The sequence below is a fragment of the Yersinia enterocolitica subsp. enterocolitica genome (assembly GCF_901472495.1).
In the GTDB taxonomy this organism is placed as follows: Bacteria; Pseudomonadota; Gammaproteobacteria; order Enterobacterales; family Enterobacteriaceae; genus Yersinia; species Yersinia enterocolitica.
This window is the reverse complement of record NZ_LR590469.1, coordinates 969583-993516: the sequence shown is the minus strand read 5'-3', so window position 1 is coordinate 993516 and position 23934 is coordinate 969583. Positions and strand designations below refer to the sequence as shown.

Below are 23934 nucleotides of genomic sequence, written 5' to 3'. Positions count from 1 at the left end.
GTAGACATAGCCAATTGACCGAGGAGGTTACATGAGAGCGTATCACCCCACTCCAGCGACCAAAACAAGGGCGCTATGGCGAGAGATTGGTTTGCCCGCCAGCCGCGGTACGGTATTGGTCGATAGCATCAAAATGGGTTTTTCTGTTGATGTCATTGACAGCATCCATCTATGGGCATCTATCCCAAAAGCTGAAATCTTGCGTGCGACCGGTATTCCCAGCCGCAGCTTGACTCGCAGACGCACCCATGATGGCCGTTTCACTCCCGAAGAGAGTGAGCGCATTGCGCGTTTCGTTCGGGTTATGGACGCCGCAGTTGATCTATTTGGCGGAGATAAAGGCAAAGCTATCACTTGGATGTCGACCCCGATTAAAGGCCTGGGCCACCGTAGTCCAGATTCCTTGCTGGAGACCGAAACCGGTGCATTGGAAGTCTGTGATTTGATTGGACGCCTGGAGCACGGCGTATTTTCATAACTGTGCGCTATAAGGATCAGGTGCTTATGAAGATAAATCCGGTAGGCCTATATTTATGATGCTCTACCGCATTGTGATGCGCCGCTATCTTGCCTCAACCTGGACCGGCTATGGTGCCGAAACCTATGGTGGGCGCTGGAACCATAAGGGGCACGCCGCCATCTACTTAGCCAGCAGTGTATCACTGGCGATGTTGGAGACGTTGGTACATATTCAGGACAGCTCAACACTGAGTGAGTTCGAGTTATTCCAAATTGAAATCGAAGATAGCAACATTATGCTGCTTCAGCCGCAAGATTGGCCCACGAACTGGCGCAGCGACCCCGCACCTGCGACCACAATGGATATCGGCACTGAATGGCTGGAGTCAGAATCATCACTTGGATTACTGGTTCCATCCACTCTGGTGCCGACAGAAAACAATCTACTGCTCAATCCTCGGCACAAAAGCTTTCAAACCTGCTTAAGCAGTGTTCAACCACTCTCTTTTGCCTTTGACCCACGGCTGAAATAGCGCTACTGCTGTGCCGGTTTATCTTTTTTTGGCAAGGTATTTTTCAATTGACCAATTAATTGCCGCCGGAAATCACCCAATTTAGGTTTATCATCTCCCAACCACGGCAATGGGCGACACAACTCCATTGCTTTGATACCCAGTCGAGCCGTCAGCAAGCCAGCCCCGATGCCTTGGGCGGCGCGGGCAGATAAACGTGCGGCTAAATCCTGCGATAACCAGTCCATACCCACTTCGCGCACCAATTCAGATGCTCCGGCAAAAGCAATATTGAGCAGTACCAAACGGAACAGGCGGATGCGGCTGAAATACCCCAACTCAATACCATACAAAGCAGCAATACGATTAATCAGACGAATATTTCGCCAGGCTATAAACGCCATATCCACCAGCGCCAGCGGACTGACGGCAATCATTAATGCTGACTCGGCGGCATAGCGGCTGATTTCTGCCCGCGCTAAATTATCCAGCGAAGGCTGAACCAGTTTGGCATACAGTTCAACCACTTCACGATCATTATGGGTTTCATGTAGCGAGGCTTGCCAACGCTGTAGGGCCGGATGCCCTTGATCAAGTCCAGCCTGGCGTGCCAGCTTTTCACAAAACGCCCGCCCTTGGCCAATACCATGGCTTACCAGTAGTTCGCGTGCAATATCCCGCTCTTCAGCCCGTTGGCGCAGACGATACAAACGCCGCCACTCCGTCACCACTGAACCGACCCCCGCCAGCACGATAAGCCCGCCCGCAGTGGTGGCCCCCAGTGCAATCCAATCCTGCTGTTGCCACGCCTGATTAACCCATTGCACTGACTGAGCAATCACACTGACACCAAATAGGGCTATCCCCACCGTCACCATTTTACGCCACAGGCTGCGCTTGGGTTTCAATGCCGCATTAACCAGCCCTTCTACCCGCCCTTCTTCATTTTCTGCGTCCAGTTCGGGGTCCGCAGGATAGAAATTCTCGGCAGCATGTTGGTCAAAAGCTTGCGCCGCTTTTAATACCGGTTCGTCTATGGGTTGCAGAGGCTGTTCGAAATCGATCCGGGGTTTTAAAGGCTCGCTCATCGCAATTTATCTCCCAATAAAAATTCCATGACGGCATCAAGGCGAATATGGGGCAATGGGCTATCGACATGTACCGCTTGCGGACGGAACTCATCAAAATGAAACCCTTGCTGCTGCCAAAATGCCGGGCCGGGTAAACGCGCTGGAACATCACCGGGGAAAACCGTTAGCGGCGCACCATCAGTTAGCCGATTGCCGCGTAATGCAGGAATTTTCTGTCCCTGATGTTCAACGATGCCGCTTTGTGTTGCCTGTACCGACGCCAGCCCGACACAATCCATACTAATCCCTTCAAATGCGGCATTTTGCCAGGCTTCCTGCACCAATTGTTGCAGCAAGGAGACCAGGTTGGCGTGTTGATCGGCCGTCACATGGTCGGCTTTGGTTGCCGCAAACATCAGCTTATCGATACACGGAGAAAATAAGCGACGGAATAACGTGCGCTTTCCGTAATGGAAGCTCTGCATCAATTGTGTCAACGCCAGGCGCATATCGTTAAACGCCTGCGGCCCGCTATTCAGGGGTTGCAGGCAATCTACCAGCACGATTTGCCGGTCAAAGCGCACAAAGTGTTCTTTGTAAAAACCTTTCACCACCGAGTTGCAGTAATAGTTAAAACGAGTGCGCAGCATGCCCAAATTGGAATGTTTATCGGCTTGAGCCAGCCGCGATTCGCCAAGATCAGTGACATCCGGCCACGGGAAGAACTGCAATGCAGGCGCCCCCGCCATATCACCCGGCAACACAAATCGGCCCGGTTGAATGAAATGCAGGCCTTCATTTTTACAACGAATCAGATAATCAGTATAAGCCTGAGCAATCGCCGCCAGTTGATTTTCATCGGCCGGGGCCAATGGATCGCACTGCTGACACAGCGTCAGCCAAGGTTTGGCCCACTCAGCGCGATCCCCTTGTAACAAGCCAGCCATCTGCCGCGACCAGCTCAAATAATCTTGTTCCAGCATGGGTAAATCCAACAACCATTCACCCGGATAATCGACAATTTCCAAATACAGCGTTGATGTCTCTTTAAAATGGCGCAACAGAGAGTCGCTGGAGCGAAAACGCAAAGCTAAACGAATTTCGCTAACACCACGAGTTGGGGTTGGCCAATTAGGCGGCGTGCCATATAAAGAGGCCAGACCTTCATCGTAAGTAAAGCGCTGAATGCCCAAATCACGCTGCGGCACACGCTTAACACCAAGCAGACGATCTTCGCGCACAGCAGAAAACAGCGGCAAACGCGCACCGCTGTGGACATGAAGTAATTGATTCACCAGAGAAGTGATAAAGGCGGTTTTCCCGCTGCGGCTCAAGCCGGTTACTGCCAACCGCAGATGCCTATCCATCCCGCGATTGACCAATGACGTAATCTCATTTTGCAGTCGTTTCATGCTTCTCCTTGGCAAATTGACCTGCCGCCGCCCCCATTGCACGTTTTAGCATTGGTTCCAACATCATCAGCAACAACCAGCGCAGCGGTTTACGGCTGACATTTCTGACGATAAAACCTGCTGCACCTGCCGGGCCATAGGTCAATGCGACACTAAAAATAATTTTAATTAGTGTGGTTAATACTACACCTGCACGGCTTCGGGCGGGATTATTGTTCATCTTTATGCCCTCCGGCAGGCTTTAGCGTTAATTGAATGAGTCATATCACAACTGACGAAAACGGCTCTGCACCCCAAAGGTTTCGGAAGTGACATAGCGCTCGACCTGGCGCAAGCGTTGCTCTCCTGCCCCCAGTTCATATTCTAACTGATCAAGAAGCTGGCGCGGCGTCGCCTCGCGATGCTCACTAAAACTGGATGCAGGCGCGGGTTCCAACACGAAAGTCAGTACGATATAAGCCGCAATAGTGAAAACGAACAGACCAAAGAACAGCGATAACACCACCATCACACGAATCAGCCGCACCGGAATATCAAAATAGTGTGCTAACCCGGCACAAACGCCCTTGATCATGCCTTCTTCTGGCACGCGATAGAGTTTCTTCTTACTTAACACATTGTTTTTAAAATAATCGTTTTTAAAAGAATCGTTCTTAAAAGAATTGTTTTTAAACATATCGCCCATTATGACTGCCTCCAATTTGGATGCTCAGCATCAAGAATTTCTTCCAATGCCTGAATGCGCTCACGCATCCGGCGTGCATCGTCAGTTAACTGCGATAAACGTTGCATATCCTGATGGCTAAGTTGAGCGCCGCTTTGTTGGCGATTGCTGTAATGCAGCCATAACCAAATCGGTGCGACAAACAACACAAAAATGGTCAACGGTATGGCAAGAAATAGAATACTCATTCATTCTCCTTAAGTATATTCAAGCTGTATATGCGTTGGCCGCCTTCCTGCAACTCGAATTATTGGTGTATATATGCTCGCGGATATCCGCATTTTCATCATAACGGGCCGCCTTTATGCCGGCGGCCTGGCGAGGTATTTTTCTGACGTTTAGCGCTAACTTATTGCGCTGAATTCATTTTTGCTTTCAGTGCTGCCAGTTGGTTGCTGATTTCATCATCGGCTTTCAATTCGGCAAACTGGCTTTCCAGCGACTTTTGTTTACCAATACCCACGGTTTCAGCCTCAGCTTCCATATGATCAATGCGGCGCTCAAACTGTTCAAAACGTGCCATTGCTTCATCCAGTTTGCCACTGTCTAACTGACGGCGAACATCGCGAGATGATGCAGCCGCCTGATGACGCAGCGTCAAAGCTTGCTGGCGGGCACGGGTTTCAGTCAGTTTACTCTCAAGCTCAGTGATTTCGTGTTTCATGCGGGTGAGAGTTTCATCAACTGTTGCGACTTCCCGAGTCAGCGTCTCAATTAGTGCTACCACTTTTTGCTTTTCAATCAGTGCGGCACGCGCCAAATCTTCTTTATCTTTGCGCAAAGCTAATTCGGCTTTATCTTGCCACTCTTGTTGCTGGCTTTCACAATGGTCAATGCGGCGTAGCAGCTGTTTTTTCTCCGCCAGTGCGCGGGCCGATGTGGAGCGGATCTCAACCAATGTATCTTCCATTTCCTGAATCATCAGCCGCACTAACTTCTGTGGATCTTCAGCTTTATCCAGTAATGTATTGATGTTGGCGTTCACGATATCGGCAAAACGAGAAAAAATACCCATAATTTATATCCTCTTTAACTGATTGGCGTTTGGTTGCGCCGATTAACATAATTTCAGTAGTGATATATCAAGAGTCGTGCCAACTTTTCATAAAATATAATGAATTGAAAAATAACATAAAAATATTTTTTACTGTTTTAAGATAAAATGTAGATTGATTACTTTAACCAACTATTGGCGAATTTCATCATGAGTGAGCAATTAGAAAATCTGTTAGGCCAAGCCAACTCTTTTGTTGAAGTGCTGGAGCAAGTTTCAGGGCTGGCAAAACTGAATAAGCCGGTGTTGGTGATTGGTGAACGGGGTACCGGCAAGGAGCTGATAGCCCATCGCCTGCATTATTTATCCAACCGTTGGCAAGGGCCGTTTATTTCGCTCAATTGTGCGGCTCTTAATGAAAATTTACTCGATTCAGAGCTGTTCGGCCATGAGGCGGGGGCCTTTACTGGCGCGCAGAAGCGTCATCTTGGGCGTTTTGAACGTGCAGATGGCGGCACGCTATTTTTAGATGAACTGGCAACCGCCCCCATGCTGGTACAGGAAAAGCTATTACGGGTGATTGAGTATGGTCATCTGGAGCGGGTTGGTGGGAGCCAACCCTTGCAAGTGGATGTGCGTTTAGTCTGTGCCACCAATGATAATTTGCCCGCACTGGCAGCCGCCGGGAAATTCCGCGCTGACCTGCTCGACCGTCTGGCCTTTGATGTGGTGCAACTGCCGCCTCTACGTGAGCGCCAACAAGATATCATGTTACTGGCAGAACATTTTGCCATTCAGATGTGCCGCGAATTGGGTTTACCGCTATTCCCCGGTTTTACCCCGCAAGCCAAACAGCAGTTGCTGGGATATCACTGGCCAGGAAATGTGCGAGAGCTGAAAAATGTAGTCGAGCGCTCAGTATATCGCCACGGCGACAACAACGAGGCGTTAGATAATATTATTATCGACCCTTTTGCACGCCAACAGAACCGAGAAAACGAGGGTATTGAACTCAATGAGTCGGGCAGCCAAACCGGCGAGTTACCCACCTTACCGCTCAATCTTAAGGATTGGCTGCATAATAGTGAATATCAGATACTCAAACAGGCGTTGGCACAAGCACGCTTTAATCAACGCAAGGCAGCCAGCTTACTGGGGCTAACCTACCACCAATTACGTGGCATGCTGAAAAAACATCAAATATTGGCTGGTGAACAATAAACATATCTACTAAATAGATAAACAGAGGGCGCTGACTGGAATATCAGCCAGCCCCCTCAACCCCACGTAAATAACCCTCTTTTACGCAAACATTAACAGGAAGACTAATTAAATACGCCGCTTGCGCAAAACTGGACATCCCTTTTGCTACATTACCATTGGTTCTATCATCAGCGATGGCTCCATACCATTGATCATCTATCTTAATATTTATTGCATCAAGCGATATATCATCCGGCCGCCACATAACACTCGCATTATAACTTTTAATTATCTGTTTATAAATCATCACCCCATTATCAACATCACATTGTGATTTTAAATCACCAGATTTAATCGCCAGTGCTGGCCCACACACCAATATAATAGCCCCATAGATAATTAATTTCATAATATACCATCCCCATTTAGTGATATATGAGATTTACCTTTATAAGATAGCCACCAGCTTAAACATTTTGCTATCACTGTCATTGATTGAATCTATACTACGCTTGGAATTCATTGAATCCATAATGCCAAAACACGCCCTGACCATCGGTCTTATCCCCATTCTTAACATCCAGACTCGCATCATATTCAGAGTCGACGGTAGTGTTAAAGCATTGTGATAAGGATTCATACTGGCACTCGAACGTGTTTGCCGATAGAACGGGTTAGGGAGATATCCATTAAATATAACGCGGCCCCCTTCAAATATATATGAGGTTGCTGACATAACCTGTTCCGCTAAAACTCTGCGGTGCGCCATCCATTCCGATAAGAAAGGTGCATAGCGAAAAATACGATGAATCTCCTGTTGAATCTCACTCGCACCGAGTCGTAATAAAGAATCCAAGGAGTGCTCTGCGCTATACATATTAGCATCGGCTCGTATCTGATAAATATAAGCTTTTGTACTGCTGGTTATGGTTTTTTGTATACTTTTTAATACTCGTTCTAAATAATCATAAGCAAATCCTCTATCAGCCGTAGTAGAGATAAATGCGCTATCTGCCGAGTGGCTGTCGTAACTACGGCAACTCCGACCACTCAAATGCTCAAGTACAAAATCATTATCACCAGAAGAAAAAAAACCCGCACCGAATATTTCATTATGGTCGCGCGTATCAACACGCCAGACGATATCCGGTGGTTTGGCACTACTAATAAAACTCACCAGGCTGAAAACAAGCAATGAAATCATTAACTGATATTGCCTCATGACACCTCCAATAATATATAAATATAGCTCCATCACTCATTTACCTCAGAGATAAATATAGCAATAGATATATTGACGCCATAATTCAAAATATCTGGACACATACATGATAAATATCATTATCATTTAAAGTTAAATGGTGAACAGATAGCAGTACACATAATATATAAAAGGGAAATGGTGGCTGTAGGCAGGCAAAAAAAAAGCCAGCACCCGAGCTGGCTTAAAAAACACTGGAAGCAATGTGAGCAATGTCGTGCTTTTCTGTCAAAAGCCTGAAACAACTAGCTTTGTCTCGAAGAGCAAACAGATGATAATAGTTATCAATAGCAGTTGCAAACACTTTGTTGAGAATTTTTCTCATTCCCATGCTAATTCTGATGGAATTATGGCCAATTTCAGAATGAAAAACCTTTCCTGCCAATGATGCATTCACGATTTCTCGGTGAATAAACAATAATTTGCTGTTTATTGCTCTCAATTGCTGCAACAAACAGCAGACAGCGCAGTTGTTTTGCTCAATGGATTGGGAGGCGTGCCAGATTACGGTACACTAAGAGTATTGCTTACTGATTGCGAAGCGTTTATGCGTGCGTTACTAATTTTGATGCTATCGATTTGGATGCTGTCGCTGGCTTGCCTTGCGCCCCCAGCGCTGGCGCAACCGGCCCCAGTTGCCGAACCGACTCAACCTCTGCCGGATATCCGTCAGCGCGGTTTTGTCTATTGTGTCAGTGGGATACTGAATACCTTCAACCCACAGATGGCCAGTAGCGGATTGACTATCGACACTCTGGCGGCACAGCTTTATGACCGCTTATTGGATGTTGACCCCTACACCTACCGGTTAAGTCCTGAATTGGCGGAAAGTTGGCAAGTGCTGGATAACGGCGCCACCTACCGTTTTCATTTGCGTAAAGATGTCCCGTTCCAGACGACTGATTGGTTTACTCCCACCCGCAAGATGAATGCTGATGACGTGGTGTTCAGTTTCCAACGAGTGTTTGATGCGCAGCATCCCTATCATGATGTCAACGGCGGTGAATACCCTTACTTTGATAGCCTACAATTTGCAGATGCGGTGCAAAGCGTCAAAAAAATTGACGACTATACCGTTGAATTTAAACTGAAAGCCCCCGATGCCTCATTTCTTTGGCATTTAGCAACCCACTATGCGCCGATCCTTTCGGCCGAATATGCCGATGTATTAAGCCAAAAAGGCCGACAAGAGCAGATCGACCGCGAACCGGTAGGCACTGGCCCCTTCTTGCTAAACGAATATCGGTCTGGGCAATATATCCGTTTGTTCCGTAACAGTGATTATTGGAAAGGTTTGCCGCGTATGCCGCAGGTCGTCATTGACCTCGGCGCGGGTGGGACGGGCCGTTTATCCAAGTTATTGACTGGCGAATGTGATGTGTTGGCCTATCCCGCCGCTAGCCAGTTATCTATTTTACGCGATGACCCCCGCCTGCGCTTGACCCTGCGCCCAGGAATGAACGTGGCCTATTTGGCCTTTAATACCCGCAAGCCGCCACTGAATGATCAACGCGTCCGCCAGGCCATCGCCTTATCTATTAACAACCAACGATTGATGCAATCAATTTATTACGGCACGGCGGAAACAGCGGCGTCCATTTTACCCCGTGCATCATGGGCTTATGATAACCAGGCCCAGGTGACTGAATATAATCCGGAAAAAGCCAAAGCGATCCTCAAAGAGCTGGGTATCACCAAGCTGCAACTCAACTTATGGGTACCGACCGCATCGCAGTCCTATAACCCTAGCCCGTTAAAAACCGCGGAGTTGATACAAGCTGATTTAGCGCAGGTCGGGATTACGGTGAGTATCGTGCCGGTCGAAGGCCGGTTCCAGGAAGCGCGCCTGATGGAAATGAGCCACGACTTGACACTCTCTGGCTGGTCAACCGACAGTAATGACCCCGACAGTTTCTTCCGCCCATTGTTAAGCTGTGCGGCAATTCGATCGCAAACAAACTATGCTCACTGGTGTGACCCTGAGTTTGATGAGTTGCTGCAAAAAGCCTTACGTTCCCAGCAATTATCGGCACGTATTGAATATTATCAGCAAGCCCAACGCATTCTGGAACAGCAATTGCCGCTGTTACCCCTGGCGTCATCCTTGCGGTTGCAAGCATACCGTTATGATATTAAAGGTTTAGTGTTAAGCCCGTTTGGTAATTCTTCTTTTGCTGGTGTATTTCGCGAAAGTCCTGCCGATGAGGGGAAAAAACCATGATAATCTTTACGTTACGGCGCTTATTACTGTTGGTGATAACCCTATTTATGTTGTCATTGGTCAGTTTTAGCCTGAGCTATTTTACTCCTCATGCCCCCTTGAATGGCGCATCTCTGCTTGATGCCTACCGTTTCTATTTCAGCAGCTTACTTCAGTGGGACTTTGGCGTTTCCAGTATTAATGGGCAGCCGATCAGTGAGCAATTGCGCGAAGCTTTCCCTGCCACTATGGAGCTGTGTGTTCTGGCCTTTACCCTGGCACTGTTTGTCGGTATTCCGCTGGGGATTATTGCCGGAGTGATGCGCGGCAAATTTGCTGATATTGCCATCAGTTCAATAGCGCTGCTCGGCTTCTCAATCCCGGTGTTTTGGCTGGCTCTGCTATTGATGTTGTTCTTTTCACTGCATTTGGGTTGGCTGCCGGTTTCTGGGCGGTTTGACCTGTTATATCAAGTGAAACCCGTCACCGGGCTGGCATTGGTGGATGCATGGTTGTCACCTTCGCCCTATCGTAAAGAGATGATGCTCAGTGCGTTGCAACATATGATTTTACCCATCACGGCACTGGCCGTGGCCCCCACCACTGAAGTTATCCGCCTGATGCGCACCAGTACCGACGATGTTATCGGGCAGAATTATATTAAAGCAGCGGCCACCCGCGGCTTATCCAGATTCACTATTATTCGCCGCCATGTTCTGCACAATGCACTCCCGCCCATCATTCCAAAATTAGGGTTACAGTTCTCGACCATGCTGACTCTGGCGATGATAACCGAAGTGGTGTTTAACTGGCCGGGGTTAGGTCGTTGGCTAATCAATGCGATTCGCCAACAAGATTACGCCGCCATTTCAGCCGGTGTGATGGTGGTTGGTTCGTTGGTTATCGTCATTAACGTCCTGTCGGATATTCTGGGCGCGATGATGACGCCGTTAAAGCATAAGGAATGGTATGCCCTTCGATAATGTCTACCGCGAGAAGAAAATGCCCAGCCCGCTGCTGTATACCTGGCGGCTTTTCTATGCCGATGGTCTGGCAATGGTGGGGTTTTATGGCGTGCTGGGTTTATTATTACTCTGTGTGTTGGGCAGCACGCTAGCCCCTTACGCGCTCGATCAACAGTTTTTGGGCTACCAGTTACTGCCCCCCTCATGGTCACGTTACGGCAATGTCTCTTTCTTCCTCGGCACTGATGACTTAGGGCGCGATATTTTAAGCCGTTTATTAGCGGGCACTGCATCCACTTATGGGTCGGCGCTGTTGGTGACAGTGGCAGCAGCACTGTGTGGCGTGATCCTCGGGGTGTTTGCAGGTATCACCCACGGTTTTCGTTCAGCCATTCTTAATCACGTACTGGATACCCTGCTCTCAATCCCTTCCCTGCTGCTAGCCATTATTGTGGTGGCTTTTGTCGGCCCGAGCTTAGAACACGCCATGTTCGCCGTCTGGCTAGCACTACTGCCCCGCATGGTGCGCACTATTTACAGTGCCGTGCATGATGAATTGGATAAAGAATATGTGATTGCCGCCCGTCTGGATGGTGCATCTACTCCCCATATTTTGGCCTATGCCATTTTGCCGAATATCGCGGCAGTGTTAGTCACTGAATTTACTCGCGCGCTCTCAATGGCGATTTTGGATATTGCGGCCTTGGGTTTTCTTGATTTAGGCGCGCAATTACCCTCACCTGAATGGGGGGCGATGCTCGGAGATTCACTGGATTTAGTCTATGTCGCGCCGTGGACCGTGATGTTACCCGGCGGGGCCATTTTGGTCAGTGTACTGCTGGTTAATCTGTTAGGTGATGGTATGCGCCGAGCTATTAATGCGGGGGTGGAATAATGCCATTACTGGATATTCGCAACCTCACCATTGAATTTATGACCGCCGAAGGGATGGTGAAGGCGGTTGACCGCATCAGTATCACCCTCACGGAGGGGGAAGTCCGTGGAATAGTCGGCGAATCAGGCTCGGGCAAGAGTTTGATTGCCAAGGCTATCTGTGGCGTAAGCAAAGATAACTGGCGTATTACCGCTGACCGTTTTCGCTTTAATGATATTGACCTGTTGCAGTTGACGCCCCGTGAGCGACGTAAGGTGATCGGCCATAATATTTCGATGATTTTCCAGGAGCCGCAATCCTGTTTGGATCCGTCAGAAAGTATTGGTCGGCAACTGGTGCAAGCTATACCCGGTTGGACTTACAAAGGCCGCTGGTGGCAGCGATTCCATTGGCGTAAACGTCGGGCCATTGAGCTGCTGCATCGGGTGGGGATTAAAGACCATAAAGACATTATGGGCAGCTACCCTTACGAACTGACCGAAGGCGAATGCCAGAAGGTGATGATTGCTATTGCGCTGGCCAATCAGCCCCGCTTACTGATTGCCGATGAGCCCACCAATGCGATGGAGCCCACCACTCAGGCACAAATTTTCCGTTTACTGGCGCGGCTGAATCAAAACAATAACACCACAATTTTGCTCATCAGCCATGACTTACAAATGATGAGTAAATGGGCCACCCGGATTAATGTGTTGTATTGCGGTCAGACGGTGGAAAGTGCGGTTTGTGAAGACCTGCTGGCGTCCCCACACCACCCTTATACTCAAGCGCTGATCCGCGCCATGCCTGACTTTGGCCGCTCTCTGCCCCACAAAAGTCGGCTGAATACTTTACCGGGTGCGATTCCTTCATTGGAGCACTTGCCGATTGGTTGTCGTCTGGGGCCGCGTTGCCCTTATGCCCAGAAAACCTGTATCGAAACACCGCGCTTGCGATTGGTGAAAAACCACGCCTTTGCCTGCCACTTCCCCTTAAATCTGGAGGAGCAATAATGGCCGAGACACTGCTCGAAGTCCGTAACCTGAGCAAAACCTTTCGCTATCGCACTGGGCTGTTTCGTCGCCAGCATGTGGAGGCGGTTAAAGCGGTCAGTTTCACCTTACGCGAAGGACAAACACTGGCAGTTATTGGTGAAAATGGTTCGGGTAAATCTACCTTAGCTAAAATGCTGTCGGGCATGATTGAACCGACCGACGGTGAATTGCTCATCGACGATCACCGCCTGGTGTATGGTGATTATGCTTATCGCAGCCAGCGTATTCGGATGATTTTCCAAGACCCGAGTACCTCGCTTAACCCGCGTCAACGTATTGGTCAACTACTGGATGCACCGTTAAAGCTGAATACCGATTTAGATGCTGCCGCGCGCGAACAGCGCATCTACCAGACTTTACGCCAGGTGGGGTTGTTACCGGATCACGCGAATTACTATCCACATATGTTGGCCTCCGGTCAGAAACAGCGTATTGCGCTGGCGCGAGCATTGATCCTGCAACCAAAAGTGATTGTTGCCGATGAAGCTTTGGCGTCACTGGATATGTCCATGCGTTCACAGATTATTAATCTGATGCTGGAGTTACAGGAAAAGCACGGCATATCCTATATTTATGTGACCCAACACTTAGGCATGATGAAGCATATCAGTGATCAGGTGATTGTGATGCATGAAGGGGAAGTTGTGGAACGGGGCAGTACCGCAGAAGTGCTGGCAGCACCCTTGCATGACCTGACTAAGCGATTGATTTCCAGTCATTTTGGTGAAGCGCTGACCGCAGATGCCTGGCGTCGGGATAGCGCAAACTTCTAACCGCCACAGGGTTAATGTGACATTGTCACGTCATCCGCACACAAACCTGCCTCCGCGATCGTCTGATCGCGGAAATTTTATGATGCTATCCCCCCGTTAGCCAATTATTAACTAACGTAACAACATTTTTGTTATATATAATAATATGTTATTACTTTTAGTTATGGATTATGGTTTAACATTATTTTATCTCGCCAACTCAATCAGCAATGATATCCACTGTGTTCATTCCATAAAACAACAGGATATCTTGCCGATGTTGAACCCTCGCACTTTGCATAACGCCCAGCCAGATACCGCAATACCTATCTTGTTCAGTATTCATCTGTACCTGTCGCCTGAAGAGGTGCTTCTTTCACCTTTCACTTTGGCGCGTTGCTGCCCCTAACGGAGGTCATTATGGTGCAATTTAGACGACAAGATAATGCGCATTGGTATCATGAAACTCAGCGCAGTGGTGGTGCTCTTGCAACACAAATTGTCGACGAAAGTGACACGGCCAATAGTGGCAACATCGGCAATACATATCAGATTGGTGCCCCCCTTGAGCAAGGCATTTTCCTGCTCGGTTTAGCCAACGATATTCCGCTGGCATTAACTCATTCCCTACAGCATTACGCTGCTATTTTATCTGCCTCAGATGCCATGTACCTGGCACTTTTCCCTGCGGTTGTCGCGCTAAATCACGAGAATACATTTTCCCTCTATGACCGATTAAGTAGCGCCTTAACTGTCGCACAAGTTACCGGAATTCAGCGTTTATGCAGTCACTATGCCGCCCTCCTCACACCACTTTCCAGCCCAGATGCCTCGCGGGAAAGTAATATGCGATTGACACAAATTACCCAATATGCGCGCCAACTCGCCAGCCAACCGACACTGATTGACCGACATGCATTGCAACAGTTGGCTGAGGTAGGACTAACCGATGCAGATATTATTGTTTTATCGCAGATAATTGGTTTTGTTGGATTCCAGGCCAGAGTCGTCGCCGGTTTTTCTGCTCAGGCGGGCTATCCAACCGTCATGCTACCCGGCTTCCCACGAATGGAAGATGCCCCGTCAGCCCTGTTATTAGAAAGTGAGCCACAATGGCAAGGTTGGCTGCCTTCGCTGGCGCAAAGCGACTCCGTTACAGCCGAGGATACCTCAGTAGCTAGCGAGGTGACACTCAACGAGTTGCTCTCGCACCATCAAGAGAGTTTGTCCGCCTATAGCGCGATTACCGCTCAATTAGATAACCCTGATCGAGTCCCCGCGGACTGGCAGGAATGGGTATCATTGGTCAGTGCCCGAATCAACGGCAGCCTCTACTGCCAGGCTCATCATCAGCATAATTTGCAACAATTAACTAAAGATAGCGCATTACTAGCCGCGTTACAGGCCGGAGTCGATCAAGCTCTGGCAGCACAAGCTACTGAGCAAATATCTCACCAGCTTATCGCTGTTACGGCCGAACTGACCCGCGCACCAGAGCGCTTTAGCCAGCAGCATATTAGCCCGTTGCGGGCGATGGGCCTCGGTGATAAACAGTTACTGGGGATTATCTTCAGCGCCGCCTCTGCGGGATGGACTAACCGGTTACGCCACACTCTGGGGCAAACGGTTTAAATTCAGCGGTCACCTCAGTTATGACGCCTCGTGGGAAGTCAGCCACTCTTGGGCAACGTCAAAGAAGTGCTGGGCCAGCGGTGTTACCCGCCCTGGCTCAGCCACCACCACCGCAGCATGCCGGCTCATTTTAGGAATATCCACCGGCCTTCGCAGTAATGCCGGAGACATCTCTGCCAGTAAACTGCCTTGAGGGAATAAACCACAGCCCAACCCAACAAAGATCCCTTGTAGCAACTGAAATATCGATGCGCTTTCCAGCCGAGCGTGCAGTGATAACCCTGCATCGTGGAAACTATTATCCAGATAACGCCGGAAGTAACGGCCAGGCTCCGCCAAACACAGTGGCAATGCTGCTACCTGAGAAAGTGTCAGTGGCTCGGTGCCTATCAACTCAGGAAAATGCTCGGGATGAAACACCACATCAACCCCGCTATCGACTAGCGGTTGAGCTTGAAAATGCAGCTCATTGAGTATGGTCAGTTCAAAAAAACCTATGCCTACATCAACCGAATGACCGGTTAACGCTTCCAACAATTGATCCGCGCTTAACACCGAGACCCGATAGTCCAGATGAGGATAGCGTTCGCCGGCGCTCTTCAGTAATCGTGCCAATGAGATACTGCATTGTGGCACCACGCCAATACGTAATGTGCCATTCAACCCATTTTTAAGTGACTCGACTTCCAATTTTAGCCCCTGATAAACAGAGACAATTTCTCTCGCCCACGATAATACGCGTTCGCCTTCTGCGGTAAATCCTTCAAAGTTATTGCCACGGTTTATGAGTGCAACGCCCAGCTCCCGCTCCAGATTTTTCAAACGCATCGACAATGTTGGCTGACTCACAAAACTGGCTTCAGCCGCTCGGCCAAAATGCCGCTCGCGCTCCAAATTACAGAGATAGATAAGCTGTTTGATATCCATACACATTCTCAGATTTTCATGATTCCATGCAGTATATCATTGTGCCTGTATCCGTGTTTTGCCGTATTGCTGTTTTTACCCGCTAAAATTTACACAACTCTCTGATCCAGATCTCACTTCACTGCTCAACTCAGGCATTTGCCTGGTTAACATTTAATCTAATTTTGGATAGTTTCAGATATATCACTATAAGCACAATAATGATTTGGTTATTCACATACATATAACGATATGAACCATAAAATAGCCAAATAGCAGAATATATGCCTGAACAAAATCAGTTCAGCATTTAATCAAAACAAAAATTCGCCAAACAGCGAAAACATAAACGTTAATACTGCATAACATTTGCAACATAGCTTTATCGCGTTGAGTAAGATATATGTAACGGAATATTACAAAAGCCTTGTCTCGTTGACAAAGATAGTGAACATTAACCGCCGCTAAACATCTTATAACAACGCAAAAGGATGCCATCTCGCGCATTCACTTTTGTCTTTCCTGTCATTTATGGCGGGTAGTGAAAACAGAGGTTTCCGTGTCAACAGCAAACAACAATCAACAATCAACACAGCCACCAAACAACAGCCAGCCTGAAATCAGCATGAATGCTTTCAAGCAACCGAAGGCGTTTTACCTGATCTTCTCTATCGAGCTTTGGGAGCGTTTTGGTTATTACGGCCTGCAAGGGATCATGGCCGTTTATTTGGTGAAAATGCTCGGGATGAGCGAAGCCGACTCTATCACCTTGTTCTCATCCTTCAGCGCCTTGGTTTATGGTTTTGTTGCCATTGGTGGCTGGTTAGGAGATAAAGTCCTCGGTGCAAAGCGCGTCATTGTGTTGGGTGCGCTGACGCTGGCAGTGGGTTATGCCATGATAGCCTACTCCGGTCATGACATTTTTTGGGTCTATCTGGGTATGGCAACTATTGCAGTTGGTAATGGTTTGTTCAAAGCCAACCCATCTTCCCTGCTGTCAACCTGCTATAACAAAGACGATCCGCGGTTGGACGGTGCATTTACTATGTACTATATGTCCGTCAATATCGGTTCGTTCTTCTCTATGCTGGCGACCCCGTGGTTAGCAGCAAAGTATGGCTGGAGCGTAGCATTCTCACTGAGTGTTGTCGGGATGCTGATCACGCTGGTGAACTTCTGGTTCTGCCGTAAATGGGTGAAAAACCAAGGTTCTAAACCTGACTTTGCTCCATTACAATTTAAAAAGCTGCTGATGGTTTTGGTGGGTGTCGTCGCTCTGGTTGCATTGTCAAGCTGGCTACTACACAACCAAATAGTGGCACGCTGGGCATTAGCACTGGTTTCTGTCGGCATTATTTTTATCTTTGCCAAAGAGACATTCTCACTGCACGGTACCGCACGTCGTAGAATGATCGTCGCATTCCTGCTGATGCTGGAAGCGGTGGTGTTCTTTGTCTTGTACAGCCAAATGCCAACATCACTGAACTTCTTCGCGATTCATAACGTTGAACATTCTATCTTTGGTATTGCCTTTGAGCCGGAACAATATCAGGCATTGAACCCATTCTGGATTATGGTTGCCAGCCCAATACTGGCTGCCGTCTATAACAAAATGGGCGACCGCCTGCCAATGCCGCATAAGTTTGCTTTCGGTATGGTGCTCTGTTCCGCAGCCTTCCTGGTGCTGCCGTGGGGTGCAAGCTTTGCCAACGAACACGGCATTGTTTCCGTCAATTGGTTGATCCTCAGCTATGCGCTGCAAAGCATCGGTGAACTGATGATTTCAGGTCTGGGTCTGGCGATGGTCGCACAGTTGGTGCCTCAGCGTTTAATGGGCTTCATCATGGGGTCATGGTTCCTGACCACTGCTGCTGCTGCCTTGATCGCCGGTAAAGTTGCCGCATTGACCGCGGTACCAAGTGATATCACCGACGCCCATGCGTCACTTGCTATCTATAGTCATGTGTTTATGCAGATTGGTATTGTTACCGCTATCATCGCGGTTCTGATGATGCTCACCGCACCAAAACTGTATCGCATGACATTGGCACCAAGTGACAGTAACAAACCCTCTCCTGCCGCAGTTGTTTAATCTGCTGGCTGGTTAAGAGCGCTCCTTCGGGAGCGCTTGAGGTTAATGACAAAGTGCCCGCAGCGGTGAAAACAGGCAGATCGTAAAGACGCCGTAAACCCCTCCCTGGGGGCTCGAGCCGCGCCGTCCCTGGCGCGGACGCTTTACTCTTCTACCTGCCTTCACCTTGCAAGATCGAGTCGTTGGGGTTTGTCAGCAGTCTGGTGCGCTCCTTCGGGAGCGCTTTCTTTTTTGGCATCTGCGGGCTGTCAGTTATTTGACCATACGGCCAACTGATATCCATCCGGATCGGTGAAGTGGAAACGCCGCCCACCTGGGAAAGCAAATATCGGGATGACAATCTTGGCACCCGTCTGTTCCAAACGTTTTTGCATCTGTTCTAAATTATCAGCATACAGAATGACAAGTGGCCCACCATTAGGCTTAACTTCGCCTAAAGTGAATCCTCCCGTCAATCGACCATCGGTAAACTCACAATAGCTCGGCCCATAATCAGTAAAGCGCCAATCAAAAACCGTCCCGTAAAAATCTTTTGAACGGGTAATATCACTGACAGTAAACTCTATATTGTCGATACGACTATCATTTCCCTGAATACCCATGATCTACTCCTATGATTAACTCATCAAATAGTATTGCTGATTTATCTTATTCATTCCCTCCAATTATGTCTGCACCACCGCTCAACACCAATGTGAATAACGTCACACTCTTGGTGTACAAAAAATAAACTATACTCAATTTATATCGCAGAATTTTACTCCCTATCTCAGGCTGATACATGTCTGTTATCTGCGGTCGATAACCGATCAGGAGGTGATTTATGATCAACCATGTTTGGGGGCTTATGACCCATCCCGGTCAGGAGTTTCAACAAATCAAACGTGAAGGCGAAAGTGTACGCCACATGTATGCTCATCACATTCTCCTGATGGCTGCTATCCCTGTGATTTGCGCCTTTATCGGCACCACACAAGTCGGTTGGCATTTTGGTGATGGGCAGAGCATAAAACTGGCCTCCCTAACCGCGCTCTATTTCGCTGTCATTTTTTACGTTTTGATTCTGGCTGCCGTAGCACTGATGGGCCGGGTGATTTACTGGATGGCGCGCCGCTATGAAAGCCGCCCAAGTTGGCAGCGCTGCACCTTGTTTGCCGGTTATGCTGCGACGCCGATGTTGCTGGCCGGAGTGGTCGCCCTCTACCCAATTATCTGGTTGTGCTTATTGGTCGGGGTAATTGCACTTTGCTATGCCGGTTACTTGATGTATCTGGGCATCCCCACCTTCCTCAATATTGACCGACAAGAAGGTTTTATCTTCTCTGGTTCTACCTTTGCCATCGGAGTGCTGGTTTTAGAGTTACTTCTTGGCCTGACCGTTTTACTGTGGGGTTACGGTTCGCGATTGCTATAATTACTTAAAATAACTGCGGTGCTCCGCTCTTGGCATTATTTTGCTGAGAGCGGGTGCTAATTCCCTATTTGAAGTCACTAACAGGCTTTTATCGTGATTAATGTCGCCCAGATCGCAATCTCTTACATCTCCACTTAGGATAAAGTTGTACACTAAGTAGGACTGAGGCAAACAAGGCAAAAAAAATGAAAAAGCTGACATTAAAAGAAATGACTGAAAGTGAGCAACGTGACGTCAAAACGCAACTCGATAAAGCCAGGATAAATTTAGGAAGGGCATTAACCAACTCAGAACAAAATAAAGTAAAAGACGAAGCCATAGAAAAGATCATGAACGCCCGCGAACAAATCGCAAAATTAACCCGCGTAGAAAGAAAAACCAAAAAAACAGCACCAAGCACCACCACTTTTAGCTGGTCTGCCTCGATCAGCACACGTCCACCACGGTAACAATCTCCACTGACAGAAAATAACTGTCACAAGTGGCCTACAGTGGGGGAAATATACTGCTGTAGGTCAACTTATCACTTCCTGCATAATTATATTACATTGCACTAGCTGCATTTTTTGTCTGCCTGTCTTAGGATTAATGGAAGTTTTTCTCTTTCAGTATGCTATTAAGGAGTTTGTGATGAAATTGTTCTATAAACCCGGTGCCTGCTCTTTGTCTCCCCACATTGTATTACGTGAAGCGGGGCTAGACTTCAGTATTGAAAGTGTCGATTTGGCGACTAAAAAAACTGAAACGGGTGAAGACTATTTGCGCATCAACCCGAAAGGACAAGTGCCTGCTCTGCTACTGGATGACGGAAGCCTACTCACTGAAGGTGTGGCTATCGTGCAATATCTGGCAGATAAAGTGCCTGATCGCCACCTGATTGCACCATCAGGCACCCTTTCCCGCTACCACGCCATTGAGTGGTTAAACTTCATTGCGACTGAATTACATAAAGGTTTCAGCCCGCTGTTTAACCCGAAAACACCAGACGAATATAAAGCTATTGCCCGTGAACGGCTGGATAAGCAATTTAGCTATGTCGATGGCGTATTAGCAAAGCATGATTATCTGTTAGGCTCAAAATTCAGCGTAGCCGATGCTTATCTATTTACCGTAACCCGCTGGGCAACTGCACTGAAACTTGAAATTAAACAGCGCAGCCATTTAGATAAATATATGGCGCGGGTAGCAGAGCGTCCGGCAGTTAAAGCCGCGCTGGCAGCAGAAGACGGGAAGAAATAAGAAAGTCACTTATTTGAAGTGCCCCTAAATAAGGGGCACTGCATACCAAGATTATAATTTTGTCGCAGTAAAATGACAGGAAGGGTTAACAATAGCGTCCTGTGCCGCAACCACCTGAAGTTCATACTCCCCCATCTGCTGCGTTTTCAACATCACTTCATATACCGCAGCCGTTACATGCTCCAGCGCTTTATCCAAGGGCTCGCCTTTAAGTAGATTTACCAGCAATAATCCACTGGTCAAATCACCCACACCCACTGGCTGGCGTGCGCCAAAATCTACCAATGGACGACTGATATGCCAGGCATCATCCATGGTCACTAATAACATTTCAAAACAGTCAAGGTGATAACCGGCACGGCTCAAATGTTTGACCAAAACGACTTTCGGCCCTTTCGCACAGAGGTCACGGGCGACTTTTACCGCTTGCTCAACATTGTCTACGTGTACGCCGCTGAGTTGTTCCAGTTCGAGCAGATTTGGCGCAATAATATCACTGGCAGGTAATGCTTCCTGGCAGAAAAACTCTGCCACACCGGGTGCCACGATACAGCCTTTCTCAGGATGCCCCATAACCGGATCACAAAAATACCAGGCGTTAGGATTGGCCTGCTTCACCCGCGCGACAGCCGCCAATATATGACCACCTTGCTCTGGTGAACCAATATAGCCACTCAATACAGCATCACAATCTTTCAGTCGGTCAATATCAGCAATACCTTGTACAATTTCAGTCAGATGGCTGGCCGGCATAACACATCCCGTCCAGTGACCATATTGCGTATGGTTCGAAAACTGTACGGTATTTAGCGGCCAGACATTAACACCCATCCGGCGCATAGGAAATTCAGCCGCGCTATTACCTGCATGGCCAAAAACAACATGTGACTGAATCGAAAGTATATTTTTCATTGGTACGGCCTAAAGTGAATAAACCATCAGCAAAAAAATAAGGGACATATCTTGCCCCTTATTTTCTTTTACTCTTACAGCCAGCTAATCAGGCAATAATGTTTTTTACCGCGGCGCAATAAGGTATAGCGGCCAAATAGACGATCGGCATCCGTGAAAGCGTATTCCGGATCAGATTGCTTCTCACCATTAATCGCCACCGCATTCGAGCTAATCATGGTGCGAGCTTGACCACGGGAAGGCACCAACTCCGCATTGACCAACGCTTGCTGCAAATCGGCGTCACGAGTCAGTTCAATGGTCGGCATACCATCTTGCGCCAGTTGAGCAAAGTCAGCCTCTGTCATGTCGTTTAAATCACCGGAGAACAAGCTGGCAGAGATACGTTTTGCCGCAGCCAGACCTTCTTCGCCATGCACCATACCGGTAACATTTTCCGCCAACACGTATTGAGCGCGTGGCGCTTTGCCACTGTTTTTATCTTCTTCTTCCAGTGCGTTAATCTCTTCCAAACTCATGAAAGTAAAGAATTTCAGGAAGCGATAAACGTCAGCGTCTGCGGTATTGATCCAGAATTGGTAGAATTTGTAAGGGCTGGTTTTCTTCGGATCAAGCCACACCGCGCCACCTTCGGTTTTACCGAACTTGGTACCATCTGCTTTGGTAATTAATGGCACAGTCAGGCCATAAACCTGCTGCTGGTGAAGACGACGGGTTAAGTCGATACCAGAGGTAATATTACCCCATTGGTCAGATCCCCCAATTTGTAATGCAACGCCGTGCGCTTTATTCAGGCAAGCAAAATCATAAGCCTGCAACAAATTGTAGGAGAACTCGGTAAATGAAATACCGCTATCATCGCGATTTAAACGCTGTTTGACGGCTTCTTTGTTGATCATCTGATTAACAGAGAAGTGTTTGCCGATATCACGCAGGAACGTCAACACATTCATGCCACCGAACCAATCGTAGTTGTTAGCCGCAATAGCACTATTGTCACCGCAATCAAAGTCCAGGAATGGCGAAACCTGCCGACGGATTTTCTCCACCCACTCATTCACCGTATCTTCGGTATTCAACTTACGTTCGCTGGCTTTGAAGCTTGGGTCACCAATCATACCAGTCGCCCCCCCCACTAAAGCAACCGGGCGATGCCCTGCCAGTTGGAAGCGCTTTAGGCATAACAATGGAACCAGATGACCCAAATGCAAGCTGTCTGCGGTAGGATCGAAACCGCAATACAGTGAAATTGGCCCTTGCGCCAGTCTCTCTGCTAACGCGTCTTCATCCGTAACCTGGGCAACGAGGCCCCGCTCTTGCAATTGTTTAATCAGGTTGCTGCTGGTCATCAACGACTCCATTGTTTTACAAAATTATTTTTACAAAAAATTTGTCTTTTACGAGGTAACGCGGATTTACACCCTAAATAATTCGAGTTGCAGGAAGGCGACAATTGAGCAAATCCCCAGGAGCTTACTCAAGTAAGTGACTGGGGTGAACGAAAGCAGTCAACGCGCATGCAGCTTGAAGTATGGCGGGTATAGAATAAAGCGCCCGCCCGATGAGCGCTAGGCTTAACCACAATTATTTCATCATTCTCACGGCGCTAAACGGTCAATTTTCCAGGTATCTGCATTCCGTTGATAGATAAATCGGTCATGCAGGCGGTGCTCACCTCCTTGCCAGAACTCGACAGAGTCGAATTTAACCCGGAATCCCCCCCAAAAACTGGGTAGCGGCACCTCACCTTGTTGGAATTTTTGCTTAAGCTCGAGAAATTTACTTTCCAATACGCCACGAGCGGAAATCCGTGAGGATTGCTGGGATACCCAGGCACCAATCTGACTATCTTTGGGGCGAGAACTGAAATATTTCAGCACTTCGAGGGTGGAAAGCCGTTCCGTTGTGCCAAGGAAGATGACTTGCCGGTCAAGCATATGCCAAGGGAATAATAAGCTGATATGCGGGTTTTGCGCCAACTGCTGCGCTTTGCGACTGCCTAAGTTGGTATAGAACACCAAACCCTGGTCGTCATAATGTTTTAGCAGCACAATCCGCTGATAGGGCTGGCCGTTGGCGTCCACTGTCGCCACACACATGGCTGTTGGATCGGGTAAACGCGCATCACAAGCCTGTTTTAACCAGCGCTCAAACAATTCCAATGGATTTTCGGTTAAGTCGCTGCGGCGTAGACCGCCACGAATATATTCACGGCGCAAATCTGCAACATCAAATTCATTATTGTCAGTCATATAAGC

The 23934-nt window shown here is 48.2% G+C and carries 26 protein-coding genes; 13 read left to right on the top strand and 13 right to left on the bottom strand.

The window, feature by feature from the left end; all coding sequences use genetic code 11:
* The first annotated feature begins 31 nt into the window (after positions 1–31).
* Together xre and FGL26_RS04660 are read left to right on the top strand one after the other, a co-directional pair.
* Positions 32–478 (top strand): type II toxin-antitoxin system antitoxin Xre, encoded by a 447-nt coding sequence (gene xre, locus FGL26_RS04665; protein WP_005169556.1) that lies wholly within the window; start codon positions 32–34, stop codon positions 476–478.
* A 55-nt stretch (positions 479–533) separates the two neighbouring features.
* Positions 534–992: an RES family NAD+ phosphorylase gene (locus FGL26_RS04660; RefSeq protein WP_005169553.1), complete on the top strand. Its 459-nt coding sequence runs from the start codon at positions 534–536 to the stop codon at positions 990–992.
* A gap of 2 nt (positions 993–994) precedes the next feature.
* On the opposite strand, the gene FGL26_RS04655 is transcribed toward FGL26_RS04660, so the two are convergent.
* From FGL26_RS04655 to pspA, 6 genes are all read right to left on the bottom strand, one after another.
* Positions 995–2059, bottom strand: coding sequence for a YcjF family protein (locus tag FGL26_RS04655; protein WP_005169550.1), 1065 nt, complete (start codon positions 2057–2059; stop codon positions 995–997).
* Positions 2056–3453, bottom strand: coding sequence for a YcjX family GTP-binding protein (locus tag FGL26_RS04650; protein WP_005169547.1), 1398 nt, complete (start codon positions 3451–3453; stop codon positions 2056–2058). Before FGL26_RS04650 ends, FGL26_RS04655 begins: the two co-directional genes overlap by 4 nt.
* Entirely contained in the window at positions 3434–3673 is a 240-nt protein-coding gene (pspD, locus tag FGL26_RS04645; protein WP_005169543.1) for a phage shock protein PspD, read from the bottom strand. The genes FGL26_RS04650 and pspD overlap by 20 nt, the downstream gene beginning before the upstream one ends.
* Before the next feature lie 45 nt (positions 3674–3718).
* Complete coding sequence (pspC, locus tag FGL26_RS04640) at positions 3719–4129, bottom strand: envelope stress response membrane protein PspC (protein ID WP_042593254.1); 411 nt, start codon at positions 4127–4129, stop codon at positions 3719–3721.
* An 8-nt stretch (positions 4130–4137) separates the two neighbouring features.
* The gene (pspB, locus tag FGL26_RS04635) at positions 4138–4365 is read right to left on the bottom strand and encodes an envelope stress response membrane protein PspB (RefSeq protein ID WP_005161022.1); all 228 of its coding nucleotides are present in this window, start codon (positions 4363–4365) and stop codon (positions 4138–4140) included.
* A 161-nt stretch (positions 4366–4526) separates the two neighbouring features.
* On the bottom strand, positions 4527–5192 hold the full coding sequence (gene pspA / locus FGL26_RS04630; protein ID WP_005169534.1) for a phage shock protein PspA: 666 nt from the start codon (positions 5190–5192) through the stop codon (positions 4527–4529).
* Positions 5193–5381: 189 nt separating this feature from the next.
* Here pspA and pspF point away from each other — a divergent pair, with 189 nt between their 5' ends.
* Positions 5382–6392: a phage shock protein operon transcriptional activator gene (gene pspF / locus FGL26_RS04625; protein WP_005169531.1), complete on the top strand. Its 1011-nt coding sequence runs from the start codon at positions 5382–5384 to the stop codon at positions 6390–6392.
* 43 nt (positions 6393–6435) lie between these two features.
* Here the strand turns inward: pspF and ytxB are convergent, their stop codons facing one another.
* Positions 6436–6783, bottom strand: coding sequence for a putative AB5 enterotoxin binding subunit YtxB (ytxB, locus tag FGL26_RS04620; protein WP_005169530.1), 348 nt, complete (start codon positions 6781–6783; stop codon positions 6436–6438).
* Between the two features lie 39 nt (positions 6784–6822).
* Positions 6823–7596: a putative AB5 enterotoxin ADP-ribosylating subunit YtxA gene (gene ytxA, locus FGL26_RS04615; RefSeq protein WP_032902778.1), complete on the bottom strand. Its 774-nt coding sequence runs from the start codon at positions 7594–7596 to the stop codon at positions 6823–6825.
* A gap of 586 nt (positions 7597–8182) precedes the next feature.
* On the opposite strand from ytxA, the gene sapA reads away from it, so the two are divergent.
* The 6 genes from sapA (at position 8183) to FGL26_RS04575 (ending at position 15113) form a co-directional block, all read left to right on the top strand.
* Positions 8183–9856 carry an ABC transporter substrate-binding protein SapA gene (sapA, locus tag FGL26_RS04605; RefSeq protein WP_005169524.1) on the top strand — a complete coding sequence of 558 codons (1674 nt, stop codon included), beginning with the start codon at positions 8183–8185 and terminating at the stop codon, positions 9854–9856.
* Positions 9853–10818 (top strand): putrescine export ABC transporter permease SapB, encoded by a 966-nt coding sequence (gene sapB, locus FGL26_RS04600; protein ID WP_005169521.1) that lies wholly within the window; start codon positions 9853–9855, stop codon positions 10816–10818. Before sapA ends, sapB begins: the two co-directional genes overlap by 4 nt.
* A complete protein-coding gene (gene sapC / locus FGL26_RS04595) occupies positions 10805–11695 on the top strand; it encodes a putrescine export ABC transporter permease SapC (RefSeq protein ID WP_005169515.1) in 891 nt (296 codons plus the stop codon). Before sapB ends, sapC begins: the two co-directional genes overlap by 14 nt.
* The gene (sapD, locus tag FGL26_RS04590; RefSeq protein ID WP_005169513.1) at positions 11695–12687 is read left to right on the top strand and encodes a putrescine export ABC transporter ATP-binding protein SapD; all 993 of its coding nucleotides are present in this window, start codon (positions 11695–11697) and stop codon (positions 12685–12687) included. Before sapC ends, sapD begins: the two co-directional genes overlap by 1 nt.
* Positions 12687–13502, top strand: coding sequence for a putrescine export ABC transporter ATP-binding protein SapF (gene sapF / locus FGL26_RS04585; RefSeq protein ID WP_005169510.1), 816 nt, complete (start codon positions 12687–12689; stop codon positions 13500–13502). Before sapD ends, sapF begins: the two co-directional genes overlap by 1 nt.
* A 399-nt stretch (positions 13503–13901) precedes the next feature.
* The gene (locus tag FGL26_RS04575; protein WP_005169507.1) at positions 13902–15113 is read left to right on the top strand and encodes a hypothetical protein; all 1212 of its coding nucleotides are present in this window, start codon (positions 13902–13904) and stop codon (positions 15111–15113) included.
* 18 nt (positions 15114–15131) lie between these two features.
* Here FGL26_RS04575 and FGL26_RS04570 read toward each other — a convergent pair whose 3' ends face one another.
* Positions 15132–16040, bottom strand: a complete 909-nt coding sequence (locus FGL26_RS04570; RefSeq protein WP_005169504.1) for a LysR family transcriptional regulator — start codon at positions 16038–16040, stop codon at positions 15132–15134.
* A gap of 538 nt (positions 16041–16578) precedes the next feature.
* On the opposite strand from FGL26_RS04570, the gene dtpA reads away from it, so the two are divergent.
* The gene (gene dtpA / locus FGL26_RS04565; RefSeq protein ID WP_005169502.1) at positions 16579–18111 is read left to right on the top strand and encodes a dipeptide/tripeptide permease DtpA; all 1533 of its coding nucleotides are present in this window, start codon (positions 16579–16581) and stop codon (positions 18109–18111) included.
* A 248-nt stretch (positions 18112–18359) separates the two neighbouring features.
* Here the strand turns inward: dtpA and FGL26_RS04560 are convergent, their stop codons facing one another.
* Entirely contained in the window at positions 18360–18713 is a 354-nt protein-coding gene (locus FGL26_RS04560) for a VOC family protein (RefSeq protein ID WP_005169499.1), read from the bottom strand.
* 221 nt (positions 18714–18934) lie between these two features.
* Here FGL26_RS04560 and FGL26_RS04555 point away from each other — a divergent pair, with 221 nt between their 5' ends.
* The 3 genes from FGL26_RS04555 (at position 18935) to gstA (ending at position 20764) form a co-directional block, all read left to right on the top strand.
* Positions 18935–19525, top strand: coding sequence for a Yip1 family protein (locus tag FGL26_RS04555; protein ID WP_005169498.1), 591 nt, complete (start codon positions 18935–18937; stop codon positions 19523–19525).
* A 185-nt stretch (positions 19526–19710) separates the two neighbouring features.
* Positions 19711–19974 (top strand): YjbD family protein, encoded by a 264-nt coding sequence (locus FGL26_RS04550; protein WP_004706625.1) that lies wholly within the window; start codon positions 19711–19713, stop codon positions 19972–19974.
* Between the two features lie 181 nt (positions 19975–20155).
* Positions 20156–20764 (top strand): glutathione transferase GstA, encoded by a 609-nt coding sequence (gene gstA / locus FGL26_RS04545; RefSeq protein WP_005169494.1) that lies wholly within the window; start codon positions 20156–20158, stop codon positions 20762–20764.
* 51 nt (positions 20765–20815) lie between these two features.
* Here the strand turns inward: gstA and pdxY are convergent, their stop codons facing one another.
* From pdxY to pdxH, 3 genes are all read right to left on the bottom strand, one after another.
* Complete coding sequence (gene pdxY, locus FGL26_RS04540; RefSeq protein WP_005165910.1) at positions 20816–21676, bottom strand: pyridoxal kinase PdxY; 861 nt, start codon at positions 21674–21676, stop codon at positions 20816–20818.
* 74 nt (positions 21677–21750) lie between these two features.
* Positions 21751–23025 carry a tyrosine--tRNA ligase gene (gene tyrS, locus FGL26_RS04535; RefSeq protein ID WP_005169489.1) on the bottom strand — a complete coding sequence of 425 codons (1275 nt, stop codon included), beginning with the start codon at positions 23023–23025 and terminating at the stop codon, positions 21751–21753.
* A gap of 249 nt (positions 23026–23274) precedes the next feature.
* Positions 23275–23928: a pyridoxamine 5'-phosphate oxidase gene (pdxH, locus tag FGL26_RS04530; protein WP_005169486.1), complete on the bottom strand. Its 654-nt coding sequence runs from the start codon at positions 23926–23928 to the stop codon at positions 23275–23277.
* Positions 23929–23934 lie beyond the last annotated feature (6 nt).